Genomic DNA, 13,232 nt, shown 5'->3' with positions numbered 1-13,232 from the left:
GCCGTCCGTCAGACAGCGAGCGTGGCGCTTTTAGTAGAGGAAACCGCTCTTCCAGCCAATGGGACTCAGGTGTCTGCTCGGACACGACTTCACCGAACCCGAACTCGAGCGCGACCGGGAGACGTCGGGTGGGGAAGTCGTCATCACAGTTCGGGAGGTCAAAACGTGCCGCCGGTGTGGGGAAACCCAGATCGTCAGCGAAAACAAGGAAGTCACGTCGGTCGAACAGCTCGCGGAAACTGCCCGGAGAGCCGATGACGGGGATAGCTCGCCGGAGTCGTCCCCCGAACCGGAACCAGGCGCGGCCGACGCTGGCACCGACGAGTTGGCCTCCGGTTCGCCCGCCGAAGCCCCTTCCGAACCGGATGTCGGGGAGGAGGAGATCGACGAGGGGTCGGAAGTCGATCCGGACGACGAGGTCACGGTGGACGCGTCCGGAGAGAGTGACGCCGACGAGGGACCCGCGTTCGAAGACGACGACGTTTCACAGGACGCCGAGGAGGACGACGGGATCATTCTCGACGACGAACCGACCGACTCCGACCGGTCTCCGGGTGCCTGGCCGGACGCAAGCGACACGCGCCAGGAAGGTGAGGATCCGACCCCCGACGGCGTCGAAGGCGCGGCTGGAGACGAAAGCGCGATCGTGGACGAGACAGCCGAAGACGACCGTGCTGAACCGTGGCCCGACCAGCACGGTGAAGACGAGGGGTACGACGCCGAGCCGGGCGGCGGCACGCCGGAGGGTGTCTCGTTCGGAAGTGGGCTCAGGCCCGAGGCGACCGACGGACAGTCCCCGGAGGACGACGAGGGGGTCGAATTCATCGAAAGCGCCGGGGACGTGTCGGGTTCCGGCGGAGCATGGCCCGACCCGACGGACGGCGCCCCTAGAGAAACCGCCGACAGCGCCGCCGGTGACACCGACGATGCCAACGGAGACGACGACCGTGCCGAGGTGTCGGAGACGGACGCCGCCGAGGACACGGAGTTCACCCGAGCTGCCGACGCCGTCGACACGAGCACGGGGACGCCGTTCGAGACGGAGTTCTTCTGTCCGGAGTGTGGTCACACCGCACCGACCGACGGATCGTCGCTGCGTACCGGCGACATCTGCCCGGAGTGTCGCCGGGGGTATATCGCGGAGCGGGAACGGGCCCCCGAGCGGTGACGAAACAGGTAAACGTCACCCTTTCGAACGAGTGTCCATGAAGGAGTACAAGATGCGCCGCGGGGAGCATCTCGAGGAGCGCGTCCCGGACCTGAAAGGGAAAATCGAGGAGTACTTCGGCGAGGTTGCCGGTACCGACGAGATGAACGGCCACGAGCTGTTCGTCGTCGAGGATCCGGACAATCCCGTCTTCGAACGAATCCTCGCCGGGACAGCGAAGTACAGCGGCAAGAAGGACAAACTCGCCGTTCACTTCGAGGAACGTCCGGCCGAGGACGTCATCGCCGAAGGGCAGGCGGACGCCGCCGCCGAGGCGGTCTCGCTGAAGAACGACTTCCTCGAGGAGGTAACCGGCCGGGACGCGAAGTCACGCCGGGAGTCGATGAAACGCGCCGTCGAGGACGACGCCCCCGACGTCTGATGGGTCACCACTCCTTGCAGTCGGGACAGACGAACGTTCCCTCTTGACGCCACAGTCGGGACGCAGTCGAGCCACAGTCCGGACACGCCTCGCCCCCACTCGACCAGCGCGACGTAGCGGCGGCGGGTTCGACGTCGTCGACTGAATCGTCTGTCCCGTCGCCGTCGGACGGTTCTCCGTTCTCGTTATCGTCGTCGTCCGGAACGAAGTCGTCGAGCGAGTACTCTTCCGGCACGTCGATCACTCCTCTCGACGGAGGCGGGCGACGACGAAGTCGCACTCGAGTTCGCCCAGGAACTCGCCCAGACGGGGCCCCTGCGTCTCGTCGAAGAACAGCCGGTAGCCCGCCTCGAAGAACTCGCCGACCTCGAGATCGTTCCGTCTGGCGATCTCGTACATCTCTCCCTGGATCTCTTCCCCGTCGTGGCCGGCCTCGACGAACGCCGCGAGATCCTCGAGTGCCGTCTCGATTTCCGCGTCGAAGGCGACGTCGGGGAGGTCCGCCTGGAGTCGGTAGTTGTACTCGTTGTCCATTCGTTCGGCCCACGCCCGGGCCTTTTCGACCCGATCGAGCGCCTCCGCGACCGCCCAGTCGGGCGTGTCAGGGTCGAGGTGACCCTCCTCGCGTGCGAGTCGCTCGCGGAACTCCCGGTCGTCGACCATCCCGAGCACCGCCGCAAACGTGTACGGGAGACGGACGCGGTCGGGATCCGGGTCGGCGTCGGGGCCGAGAACGTACGGATACGCCCGCTCTGCCATCCGAGTGAGCTCCTCGTCGTCGACCTCGCCGAAGTACGCTCGTTCGAACCGGTCGAAGTCGTCGACGAGCTGGTCGAGTCGAGCGAGATCGAGGTTGCGGGCCTTCGACGGGTCGAGCGCGAAGAAGTACCGGATCACTGCCGGCTCCAGCAGCTCTAGCAGCTCCGAGACAGTGACGACGTTGCCCGCAGACGAGGAGAGCGCCTCCCCGTCGAGTGTGAACCACTCGTAGGTCATCGGCACCGGCGGCTCGATCCCGAGGACGTTGCGGGCGATGTCTTCGCCGCTGGGCCAGGATCCCTCGGCGTGGTCCTTGCCGAACGGCTCGAAGTCCACGTCGAGCACCTCCCACTGGGCGGGCCACTCGAAGCGCCAGGGGAGTTTCCCCTCCCGAAACGTGGCGGTCCCCTCGTGCCCGCAGCCGTCGATGGTGGAGTCGCCGACCTCCAGATCGGTACATCGATACGCGACGGTACCGGCGCCGACGTCGACCGCAGTCACCGTCTCGGTGATCTTCCCGCACTCCGCACAGATCGGATTGAACGGAACGTACGAGTCGTCGATCTTGGCCTGATACTTCCCCAGGACCTCCCTTGCGGCGTCGAGATCCGAGAGGATCCGCCCGATCACGTCGTCGAAGGCGCCCTCCTCGTACAGTTCGGTGTTCGAGACCATCTCGACGGGAATGTCGAGTCGAGCGGCGTCAGCCTGCAGGAGTGCGGTAAAGTGGGCGGCGTACGACTCCGCCTCGCCGAAGGGATCCGGGATCGCGGTGTACGGCTTGCCCAGGTTGCGCCCGAGCGCGCCGGCGTCGACGTCGCCCAGACCGACGAGGTTGCCGTCCCGGTCCGCCAGTGTCCGGGGGAGCTTCCGAAGGGGATCCCGGTCGTCCGAGGTGAACACCTGTCGGACCTCGTGACCGCGGTCCCGGAGCACGGCCGCCACGAAGTAACCACGAATGATCTCGTTGAAGTTCCCGAGATGGGCCACGCCCGACGGCGAAACGCCCCCTTTGATCACGATCGGCTCGTCGGGGTCGGTCGCCTCGATCTCGTCGGCGACCGCCTCCGCCCAGAACGCCCGTCGCGCTGCTCCGGAGTCACCGTCTGCAGTGGAATCGGAGTCGAAAGCGGTCATGGAATCACTCGACCTGTGCCCAGTAGGTCGGCCGGTCGCTCTCTGCAGGGACGATGTCGGTGCCGGTGTGATCTCCGCGCAACACCGCATCGACCACGCGCTCGGGGTCGGTACCGTCTAGCACCACGGTGCGGATGCCGCCGCGCTGGATGAGCTTGGCGGCGAGCAGGTCGACTGGGGCCGACGCACCCGCGTCGCGGCTCATCGGCACGATGATCTCCACCAGCTCCTCCGGGGAGAGTTCCGCGTACTGGGTGGCGGAATCGTCCTGGTTCGGATCCGCGTCGTACACCCCGTTCGCGCTGGTAGCGTACACGAGCAGGTCGGCGTCGACCGACTCGGCGAAGGCGGCGGCGACCGCGTCCGTGCTCTGTCCCGGGGCGACTCCACCCATCACGGCGATGTCCCCGCGGCGGAGCGCCTCACCGGCGGCGTCGTACTCTTTGGCCGGCGACAGGTTCGCCGCCTGTCCCAGCGCCGCGATCAACAGCCGGGCGTTGAGCCGCGTCGCGCCGATCCCGAGCTGATCGAGCTGTACTTCGTTCGCGCCCAGTTCCCGCGCCGCGGCGATGTACTCCCGGGCGACCTTGCCGCCGCCGGCGACGACGCCGACGTCACACCCCTCGTCGACGAGCGTCTCGATCATGGAGGCGTACGCTGCCACGCGATCCGGGTCCAGGTCCGGCGCGAGCACGCTGCCGCCGATAGAAAGAACGACTCTCATTGCCACGGGATAGCCCTGTTTCGCTCTTAAGGATTGTCAACCGCCGGCCGAGCCCGGGCGCCCCGCCGATCACTCCTCGGACGTCTCCGAAAGCGACTGTTCCACGAGCGAAACGAGCGTGCGGGCAAACCCCGAATCGCTGCTCCAGAACGCCGTCTCCTCGCCGTCGTCTCCGGGATCGGGAACGAGAACGCTGTGCAACACGTTTCCGTCATCGACCACCAGAAGGCGGGCCGCGTGGTCCTCTTCGGACATCGTTTCGGGAGGTTCGATCGCCGTCACGCCGTCCACGTCCGCGAACCGGTCGAGCGTCTGGCGGTCGCTGCTTATTACCAGAACGTCGATCCCGGCGTCGTCACGCTCTGCGAGCAGTTGGACGTGCCGGTCCGGGAGGAACCGTTCGTTTCGCACTCCGAGAACGATCCGGCGTTCGGCACCGCCGATCAGCTGAGCGATCCGTCCGTCGATCGCCTCCCGGCCCCGGACCGTCCAGATCTCCTCGCGGGTCTCGGCATCGTGGGACTGTGAGCGCTCCAACTCCTCGAGCCGGTCGACGACCGTCTCGAGATCTCGTTCGAGCCGGGATCGCAGTATCGACTCGATCTCTTCGGGAGCGGTGGCGTGGTACTCGCGTGGAGTGGCGTGTTGAACGTGCAGGAGGCCGAGCTCCTCGAGCTCCTCGGCGGTTCCGTACACCTGTGATCGCGGAACGTCTGTGGCGTCAGCGAGCTCCCTTGCGGTCGCCGATCCGAGCCGTGCGAGTCCGAGCAGAAGCCGTGCCTCCGTGCGGGTCAAGCCGAGTCGGACGAGCGACCCGACCGCCGCCTGCTCGTCTCCGCTGTCCGACCGAGTCATCTCCCGACACCGGTGAAAGGCGCCACATATTTACGCAGCGACATTGTTAGTAGCTTCATACTAACACTACGATATATGAGTTCCGAACCCCCCTTCCTCGCCTCCCTCCAGTACCGATCTCGACCGTCCCTCCTGGAGGACATCCAGCCGTGAACTCCCGCACGTGGCTGGTCGTCGGGTTCGCCGCCGCGATGGTGCTCGCCCTGCTCGCGATCCCCGTTGCAGGAACCGGGTTCACCAGAGGAGAACCCGACATCGACGTGTATCTCCCCGAAAACGAGGTCACGCCCGGAGAGGACGCCACACTCGGGCTCCAACTGCAAAACGACGGCGACCTGTCGACCGGGACACAGCGGGACGCCGTCCTGACCGCCCGAAGCACGACGGTCGAAGTCCGTGACGGCGGCCCCTTCGAGGTGAGAACCGGAACGACTCCCGTCGGCACGATCCAGGACGGCATGACCGTTTCCGCGCCGGTCAGGATCACGGTCCCCGAGGACCTCGAACCCGGCGAGTACGAGATCGACCTCCGGGTCCGGTACTCCTACACTCAGCAGGTGCAGACGGGATCGGACATCCCGTTCGATCGCTCCGCGAGGGAAACCCACACGGTGACCGTTCGCGTTCTCCCCGACTCGCAGTTCGAAATCGTCTCCGTGAGCGGCGACGTTCAGCCCGGCAGCGGCGGCGAAGCCGCCGTCGAGATCCAAAACGTCGGCACCGAAACCGCCCGCGAAGCGCGCGCCACCGTGACCGGCTCCGGTGGACTCGTCTTCGACGGCGGCGCCGCCGAGGCGTTCCTCGGCGACCTCGAACCGGACGAGTCGGCGACCGTCGAGATCGACGCTTCGCTCCCGGACGACGCCACCGCCGCACCCAAACCCGTCTCCGCGAACGTCCAGTACCGGGACGGCGACGGTCGCGACCGAGAGGCGCGCGCGCGAAACGGGAGCCTCGTTCCCATCGCCGAGCAGTCTTTCGACGTCCGAGATCTCGAGGGAACCCTGTCGACCGGCTACGGCGGGACGGTTACCGGTACCGTCGTCAACGACGGCCCGAGAGACGCCACCGGTGTCGTCGTCACCGTGGACTCCGAGTCGCCTGCCGTCCAGATCGACGAACCCCGCGTGTCGATCGGTACCCTCGAGGCCGGCGAGGCCCGAACGTTCCAGTTCCGAGCCGGCGTGTCTGCCGACGCCGATCCCGGGCCCAGGCAGGTTTCCGTTACCGTCGGCTACGACGACGATCACCGGAGTTCGCTCCGGGCGGAACCCGTTACCCGGCGCGTCGACGTCGCGGAGACCCGGTTCGACGTCGTCGATCTCGATGACACGCTCTCGGTGGGGTACGACGGGACGATCACGGGGACACTGGTCAACCACGGCGACAACCCAATCGAGGACGGCGTCCTCACGATCGAGCCGGCCTCCGACTCGCTGTTCGTCGAAGAGCGCCGATACGCGCTCCCTCGGCTCGAACCGGGCGAGTCGGCCGCGTTCGAGTTCCCCACCGACGTCAGCGGGCAGGCCGACGCCGGTCCCCGGCAGGTCAGCTTCACCGTCGACTACCGCGGCGCGACCGGTCGCACCGTCCAGTCCGAACCGATCACCCGACGCGTGGTCGTCGACGAGCGCCGCCCGGAGTTCTCGCTTTCGGCCCCCGACGCGTCCGTCGAGGCGGGCGGCTCGACCACCCTCGAGATCGAGATCACCAACGATCGGCCGGAGACGCTCTCGAACATCGACGCCAGGCTGTACGCCGAGAGCCCGTTCGACTCGACGAGCGACGAGGCGTTCGTGACGGAGCTGGCGCCCGGAGAGAGCGCGACACTCCAGTTCCAGCTGTCGGCAGACGACGGAACGATGCCGAAGACGTACCCGGTCGAACTCGACTTCCAGTACGACACCCAGCGGGGTGACACCGTGCTCTCGAACACGTACAAGCAGGCAGTAGACGTCCAGCCTGCGTCCGACGACGACGACGGCCTCCCGATCGAACTCGTCGGCGTCGGCGTCGGGGTCCTCGCCGTCCTCGCCGTGGCGGTGGTCCTCTGGCGGCGACGATCGGCCGGCGGCAGACCGTGAGGGGGACGCGAAGCGATGGCTGAGTCCGACGACAACGATCCCGTGACCAGGGCCGTAAACCGGCTGGTCACGGAGCGACCCTGGACGATCGTCGCGGTCTTCCTGCTTCTCACCGCTGGGTTCGCCGTGGGGATCGGAACCGACGCCGAACAGCAGGCAGGGGCCGACCAGTTCACCGAGGACATCGAGGAGTTCGAGGCGTTCGAGGAGATGCAGGAGGTGTTCGCCCCCCGCGACCGTGATGGCGGTGGAGCCAGCGCTACAGTGTTCGTGAAAGACGACCGGAACGTGTTGTCCGAGCAGTCGCTGTTGCGGATGCTCGAGGCGCAACAGCGGCTCGAAGATCGCGAGGGCCTCCGGGTGTCGGCGACGTCGAGCCCGGCGTCGACGATCGCCCGCGAAATCGACCCGAGTGCGACGACTGTCGAGACCCAGCGCCGGACGATCGAACGCGCCTCCCCCCGACAGCTCGCTGGGGCGATCCAGTCCGCCGCCGACCGAGGATCCCTGGGAGGAGTCAGCACCGACCTGAATCCGGCTACGGGATCGGCGTCGACGGCACAACTGCAGGTGAGTTACGACCTGCCCGCCGGCGCCGGACAGTCCGACCGGGCGGCGCTGCAGTATCGAACGATCGACGTCCTCGAAACCGTCGACGGCTACACGATCAACGACAACGTCGTCGTCTTCGCGGACGCGCTCCTGGAAGACGAGATCCTGCAACTGCTCAACGACACCGCAATCGTCGTCTTTCCCGCAGCGATACTGCTGATCGTCTTCTTCCTCGTGATCGCGTACCGGGACCCCGTCGACCTCGGGGTCGGGGTCGCCGCACTCGTGATGACGCTCGTGTGGACGTTCGGCTTCATGGGATACGCCGGGATCCCGTTCGGCGACACGATGGTGACGATATTCCCGCTGTTGCTCGCGGTGGGGATCGACTTCGGGATCCACATCATCAACCGGTACCGCGAGGAACGGCTCGACGGCGCCGGGATCGACGACGCAATGCTACTAACTACCAGCCAGCTGACTGTGGCGTTTCTCATCGTCGCGATCACCACCGTGTTCAGTTTCGCGGCGAACCTGACGAGCCCGCTCGGGAGCCTGCGGGACTTCGGGCTGGTCGCTGCGGCGGGTATCACCTTCACGTTCCTCATCTTCGGCGTGTTCCTCCCGGCGGCGAAGGTCGCTTTCGACCGGCTCCGGGAGGGACGGCGGTTCCCCCAGTTCGGAACGAAACCGCTCGGACGGAAGGGATCGATCCTGGGGACGATCCTTCCGGCGGGCGTTTCCCTGGCCAGGGTGGGTGCCGTCGGCGTCCTCGTGGTCGCACTCGTGGTCGGGGGCGCGGCAGGCGCGTACGGGACCGGCGTGGACACGGAGTTCTCCCAGGAGGTGTTCTTCCCGAACGAAGAGCGCATCGAACAGTACGATCGGCTTCCCGAGCCGTTCAAACCGGGAACCTACTCGTTCCTGGAGGTGATCTCGATACTCGAGGACGACTTCGATCAGGGATTCATCGGGAGCGTGACCTTGTACATCGAGGGGCCGGAGGTGCGTTCGGACGCCACCCTCAGAGAGATCGACCGCGCGACCCGGGATCCGCCGCCGGCGTTCGCCGGCGACCGGCGCGAGGCGGACGCCAGCAGCGTGCTCTCCGTGACTCGACAACACGCCGAAGAGAACCCCGAGTTCGGCGCGCTCGTCCGGCAGACCGACACCACCGGAAACGGCGTTCCGGACCGCGACGTCGACCGGGTGTTCGAGTCGCTTCTGGATTCCCCGCGAGGTGACCAGGCACGGACGTATCTCGCCGACGACCGGAGCGCGACCCGGATCCAGTTCCAGCTCACCGCCGAAGCGGACGCGACGGACGCCACTCGCGACGCGTGGGTGGTCGCAGAACGGTTCCAGACGCTGGAGGCGACGCCGACCGGACAGATCGTGGTGAACCAGGCGGTGATCGACCGGATCACCGAGTCGGCGATCGTGAGCCTGTTCGTGGCGTTCGGGCTGACGGCGGCGTTTCTCGCGATCAGCTACCGGCTGCTCGAAGGACGGGCGATCTACGGAATCATCAACCTCGTTCCCGTCGTCGTGACTGTCGCCCTGCTGGCGGGATCGATGCGGCTGTTCGACATCGCCTTGACACCGATCAACGCGCCGATCCTCGCAGTCTCGATCGGTCTCGGGGTGGATTACACCGTCCACTTCATGCATCGATTCGTCGACGAATTCGACGGTGATCCCGCCGTCGACGTGTACGAGGCGCTGCTGGTGACAGTTCGAGGAACCGGCGGTGCGTTGACCGGCAGTATGCTCACGACCGTCACCGGAATCGGCGTGCTGTACGTCGCATTGATTCCTCTGATCGCGGAGTTCGGGATCCTGATCGCGCTGGGGGTGCTGTACGCCTACCTCGCGGCGATCCTGTTGCTCCCGGCCACGATCGTGGTGTGGGTTCGGGCTGAGGCCCGCCTGCGGGGCGTCGAAACCGCGGCGGTGTGACCGTCGAGTCCGGCGCCGCCGACTCGGTCGGCCGGAACTACGGCGGAAAGCCATTTATCCACGCGACCCCGGGAACTACGTATGCAACCACTCAGCGTCGTCGGCCCGGGCGCCGACGCCGTCGTGCGATCGCTCGCGACGCGTCTCGAAGGCCGGGTCGCCACGGTGCGGGCAGCCGAACGCGAAACGGGAACCGGAGAGGGCACGGGCGTCGCGGACGGCGGACTCGCAGCCAGCACGTCCACGGCGGAGCCGAACCCAGATCTATCGACGACGGTAACACTGGCCGAAGACGGAACCTGGAGCGTCAGCGGATCGGACGGCACGTTCACTGACCTCCTCGAGACGCTTGCGCCGACCCACGACTACGTGCTCGCGGCCGGGTTTACCCGGTTGCGGGTGCCGACGGTTCGGCTGACCGGCGACACTGACGAGGGGTCCGACGCGGGCAGTGAAGGGCCCAACGAGGAGGAGATCGCCGGTGATATCGTGGAGACGGCGATAAATCCGGAGGATCTAGATCTCGAGGCTCTCGCCGGGCGGATCGACAGCTTCGAGCCCTACGTCACCCTGGAGGAGCTCGTGGCGGAGGCGAAAGCCTCGCCGATGGCGGAGCGGTCGGGTGCGATCGCAACCTTCACCGGCCGCGTTCGGGTTACGGATTCCCCAGACGACGATCGGACCGAACGGTTGGTCTTCGAAAAGTACGACGGCGTCGCCGAAAACCGGATGGACGACATCCGGAAGCGCCTGGAGTCCCGGGATGAGGTGTTCGAAGTGTTGCTACACCACCGTTCGGGCGTCATCGAGGCCGGTGAGGACATCGTCTTCGTCGTCGTCCTCGCGGGGCATCGAAAGCAGGCGTTCCGGGCAGTCGAAGACGGGATCGACCAGTTGAAGGAAGAAGTGCCGATCTTCAAGAAGGAATCGACCGAAAGCGAAGAGTTCTGGCTCCACGAGCGCGAGTGAGTATCGCCGACGAAAGCGGAATTCTCACCGATCGAAAACGGATTTCGGCGTCGAAACTACCGTTCATTCGTGGACCGAACGTCTCGTCGATCGGAACCCATCTTGAAGCCTCAGATCATGTTTTAAAACTTCTAGACTGATTTAAAAAGTTCGTAAAACGTCCGTCAGACACAGTTTATCGGCAACACTCTCCTGAAAGGAGCTGAATCACCCCTAACGTTCCTGCCTTTATAACACCCCCTCGGCACAATGGAGGGACGAGGTGTCACAATGAGCGCGACTGCAACCCCCTCCACCGACGTGACGACGGAGACGGACTCCACTGAAGAGTCGAAAGAGGAACGTCTCAGGTCGTACCTCCGAAAGCGAGCCGAAGACGGCGAACTCTACTTCAAGAGCAAGTTCATCGCCGACGATGTCGACCTCTCCCCGAAGGAGATCGGCGCGCTGATGGTGAAGCTCAGCGAATCCGCCGCGGACCTCCAGATCGAAAAGTGGTCCTACACCGGCGCGACGACCTGGCGCGTCGAACCCGCCTGAACTGTCCACAGAACGAACGCACGGCGATCACGACCCCGGGACGTCGATCCGGTCCCCGCCGATCGCGCTCCCCGGCAAATCGACCTGGCGACTAGCTCACGCGAGGAAGTCCGGTTCGGTCCGTTTCTCCTCGCGTTCGTTTTCGAGGTGTTCGAGGAACGCCTCCAGTTCGACGTCCGCTTTTTCACGCTCGAACCGGTCCCGTACGGAGACAGTACCGGTCTCCTCCTCGTCGGGACCGACGACCAGCATATATGGGAGCCGGTCGTCGTGGCCGGCCCGGATCTTCCGGCCGACCGTCCAGTCGCGGTCCTCGATGTCGACCCGGAAGCCGGCCTCCGAAAGATCGTTTTTCACGCGGTGGGCGTAGCCGAGCGTCTCGTCGCTCACGGGGAGGATCCGAACCTGTTCGGGGGCCAGCCACAGCGGGAAGTTCCCGTCGAAGTGCTCGATCAGCACCATGAAGAAGCGCTCGTAGCTGCCGTACAGCGCCCGGTGGATCATCACCGGGCGGTGCTCCTCGTTGTCCTCGCCCGTGTAGGTGAGATCGAACCGCTCGGGCATGTTGAAGTCCAGCTGAACGGTCGGCCCGTCCCAGCTGCGGCCGAGCGCGTCCTCGAACGCGAAGTCGATCTTCGGCCCGTAGAAGGCGCCGTCACCGGGTTCGAGGTCGTAATCGTGTCCGTCGTTTTCGAGCACCTCCCGCAGCTGTGACTCCGCAGACTCCCAGATTTCGTCGCTTCCCACCGACTTCTCCGGCCGGGTCGCAAGCGCCACCTCGACCTCGAGGTCGAACGTCTCGATCACCTCGAAGATCATATCCATGACCTGCCGGACCTCGGCCTCGATCTGGTCTTGCCGGACGAACAGGTGGCCGTCGTCGATCGTGAACGCCCACACTCGCGAGAGCCCGGACAACTCGCCGCGCTGCTCCTTCCGGTACACCTTCCCGTTCTCGAAGTACCGCATTGGAAGCTCCCGGTAGGACCAGGACTTCTGGTCGAAGATCGTCGCGTGACCGGGACAGTTCATCGGCTTGAGACCGTACTCCTCTTCGTTTACGTCCAGGAGGAACATGTCGTCCCGGTAGTTGTCGTAGTGGCCGGACTGCTTCCACAGCTCCGTCCTGAAGACGTGGGGCGTCTCGACCTCCTCGTAGCCGGCCCCACGGTTGAGCTCGTTGGCGTACTCCTCGAGTTCCCGGAGCACGGTCTTCCCGTTGGGGTGATACAGCGGGAGCCCGGGACCCGTCACCGTGGGGATCGAGAACAGGTCCATCTCCCGGCCGATCTTCCGGTGGTCCCGCTTTTTGGCCTCCTCGCGTCGCTCGAGGTACTCCTCGAGGTCGTCCTCGGTTTCGAACGCCGTGCCGTACACGCGGGTGAGCGTCTCGTTGTCCTCGTCGCCGCGCCAGTACGCCGAGGAGATGTTCAACAGGGCGAACGCGCCGACCTCGCCGGTGGACTCCACGTGTGGCCCCCGACAGAGATCCTCCCAGTCGTCCTGGACGTAAAAGGAGACGACCGCTTCGCCCGCAGCCTCCTCTTCGAGGATCTCGCGTTTGAACCGGTTGTCCTCGTAGCCGTGGATCGCCTCCTCGCGCGGGCGCTCGTCGCGATGGAGTTCGTAGTCGGCCTCGACGATCCGTTCCATCTCCTCTTCGATCTCTGCGAGGTCGTCCTCGTCGAGGTCGACGTTCGTCACGTCGTAGTAGAAGCCCTCGTCGGTCGGGGGACCGATCGCGAGTTTCGCTTCCGGATACAGCCGCTGGAGCGCCTGGGCGAACACGTGGGCGGCCGTGTGTCTGAGGACCCGCAGGTACTCATCGGCGTCGTCGGTGACGATCTCGAGGCGGGCACCGTCGGGGACGACCGCGGCCTTGTCCACGAGTTCGCCGTCGACGACGCCCGCGACTGTGTCCCTTCCCAGCCCCGGACCGATCTCGTAGGCGACGTCCTCGACTGTCGATCCCTCCGGTACGGAAAGCTGTGATCCGTCCGGAAGGACGACCGTCACGTCTGCCTGGGCGTCGCTCTCGCTCATGTCATCCAGAAGCCGGACGAG

The 13,232-nt window shown here is 65.8% G+C and carries 11 protein-coding genes; 6 read left to right on the top strand and 5 right to left on the bottom strand.

The genetic code is table 11. The features are described from left to right. Positions 1-58 precede the first annotated feature (58 nt). Together AArcCO_RS15180 and AArcCO_RS15175 are read left to right on the top strand one after the other, a co-directional pair. Entirely contained in the window at positions 59-1,168 is a 1,110-nt protein-coding gene (locus AArcCO_RS15180; protein ID WP_259534331.1) for a DUF7093 family protein, read from the top strand. Positions 1,169-1,205: 37 nt separating this feature from the next. Beyond that, positions 1,206-1,589 carry a DUF5611 family protein gene (locus AArcCO_RS15175; RefSeq protein WP_259534330.1) on the top strand — a complete coding sequence of 128 codons (384 nt, stop codon included), beginning with the start codon at positions 1,206-1,208 and terminating at the stop codon, positions 1,587-1,589. Positions 1,590-1,593: 4 nt separating this feature from the next. Here the strand turns inward: AArcCO_RS15175 and AArcCO_RS15170 are convergent, their stop codons facing one another. From AArcCO_RS15170 to AArcCO_RS15155, 4 genes are all read right to left on the bottom strand, one after another. Further along, positions 1,594-1,824: a DUF7573 domain-containing protein gene (locus AArcCO_RS15170; RefSeq protein WP_259534329.1), complete on the bottom strand. Its 231-nt coding sequence runs from the start codon at positions 1,822-1,824 to the stop codon at positions 1,594-1,596. Positions 1,825-1,829: 5 nt separating this feature from the next. After that, complete coding sequence (gene lysS, locus AArcCO_RS15165) at positions 1,830-3,485, bottom strand: lysine--tRNA ligase (RefSeq protein WP_259534328.1); 1,656 nt, start codon at positions 3,483-3,485, stop codon at positions 1,830-1,832. Positions 3,486-3,489: 4 nt separating this feature from the next. Next, positions 3,490-4,209, bottom strand: a complete 720-nt coding sequence (gene pyrH, locus AArcCO_RS15160) for a UMP kinase (RefSeq protein WP_259534327.1) — start codon at positions 4,207-4,209, stop codon at positions 3,490-3,492. Between the two features lie 69 nt (positions 4,210-4,278). Then, on the bottom strand, positions 4,279-5,064 hold the full coding sequence (locus AArcCO_RS15155; RefSeq protein WP_259534326.1) for a TrmB family transcriptional regulator: 786 nt from the start codon (positions 5,062-5,064) through the stop codon (positions 4,279-4,281). Positions 5,065-5,213: 149 nt separating this feature from the next. On the opposite strand from AArcCO_RS15155, the gene AArcCO_RS15150 reads away from it, so the two are divergent. The 4 genes from AArcCO_RS15150 to AArcCO_RS15135 all read left to right on the top strand — a co-directional run bounded on the left by AArcCO_RS15150 (position 5,214) and on the right by AArcCO_RS15135 (position 11,168). After that, positions 5,214-7,148 carry a COG1361 S-layer family protein gene (locus AArcCO_RS15150; protein ID WP_259534325.1) on the top strand — a complete coding sequence of 645 codons (1,935 nt, stop codon included), beginning with the start codon at positions 5,214-5,216 and terminating at the stop codon, positions 7,146-7,148. Positions 7,149-7,163: 15 nt separating this feature from the next. Continuing rightward, positions 7,164-9,659: an efflux RND transporter permease subunit gene (locus AArcCO_RS15145; protein ID WP_259534324.1), complete on the top strand. Its 2,496-nt coding sequence runs from the start codon at positions 7,164-7,166 to the stop codon at positions 9,657-9,659. A gap of 81 nt (positions 9,660-9,740) precedes the next feature. Continuing rightward, on the top strand, positions 9,741-10,628 hold the full coding sequence (locus AArcCO_RS15140) for a molybdopterin synthase (RefSeq protein WP_259534323.1): 888 nt from the start codon (positions 9,741-9,743) through the stop codon (positions 10,626-10,628). 270 nt (positions 10,629-10,898) lie between these two features. Further along, the gene (locus AArcCO_RS15135; RefSeq protein ID WP_259534322.1) at positions 10,899-11,168 is read left to right on the top strand and encodes a DUF7123 family protein; all 270 of its coding nucleotides are present in this window, start codon (positions 10,899-10,901) and stop codon (positions 11,166-11,168) included. 96 nt (positions 11,169-11,264) lie between these two features. Here AArcCO_RS15135 and thrS read toward each other — a convergent pair whose 3' ends face one another. Further along, entirely contained in the window at positions 11,265-13,211 is a 1,947-nt protein-coding gene (gene thrS, locus AArcCO_RS15130) for a threonine--tRNA ligase (RefSeq protein ID WP_259534321.1), read from the bottom strand. Positions 13,212-13,232 lie beyond the last annotated feature (21 nt).

It is taken from the genome of Halalkaliarchaeum sp. AArc-CO (assembly GCF_024972735.1).
GTDB lineage: Archaea > Halobacteriota > Halobacteria > Halobacteriales > Haloferacaceae > Halalkaliarchaeum.
Note: the sequence above shows the minus strand (reverse complement) of the source record. Positions and strands in the feature narration are given on the sequence as shown.

Coding starts and splice junctions, on each gene's coding strand:
- AArcCO_RS15175 (WP_259534330.1), top strand. CDS start 1,206: ATGAAGGAGTACAAGATGCGCCGCGGGGAGCATCTCGAGGAGCGCGTC.
- AArcCO_RS15135 (WP_259534322.1), top strand. CDS start 10,899: ATGAGCGCGACTGCAACCCCCTCCACCGACGTGACGACGGAGACGGAC.
- AArcCO_RS15155 (WP_259534326.1), bottom strand. CDS start 5,064: ATGACTCGGTCGGACAGCGGAGACGAGCAGGCGGCGGTCGGGTCGCTC.
- AArcCO_RS15140 (WP_259534323.1), top strand. CDS start 9,741: ATGCAACCACTCAGCGTCGTCGGCCCGGGCGCCGACGCCGTCGTGCGA.
- thrS (WP_259534321.1), bottom strand. CDS start 13,211: ATGAGCGAGAGCGACGCCCAGGCAGACGTGACGGTCGTCCTTCCGGAC.
- lysS (WP_259534328.1), bottom strand. CDS start 3,485: ATGACCGCTTTCGACTCCGATTCCACTGCAGACGGTGACTCCGGAGCA.
- AArcCO_RS15180 (WP_259534331.1), top strand. CDS start 59: ATGGGACTCAGGTGTCTGCTCGGACACGACTTCACCGAACCCGAACTC.
- pyrH (WP_259534327.1), bottom strand. CDS start 4,209: ATGAGAGTCGTTCTTTCTATCGGCGGCAGCGTGCTCGCGCCGGACCTG.
- AArcCO_RS15145 (WP_259534324.1), top strand. CDS start 7,164: ATGGCTGAGTCCGACGACAACGATCCCGTGACCAGGGCCGTAAACCGG.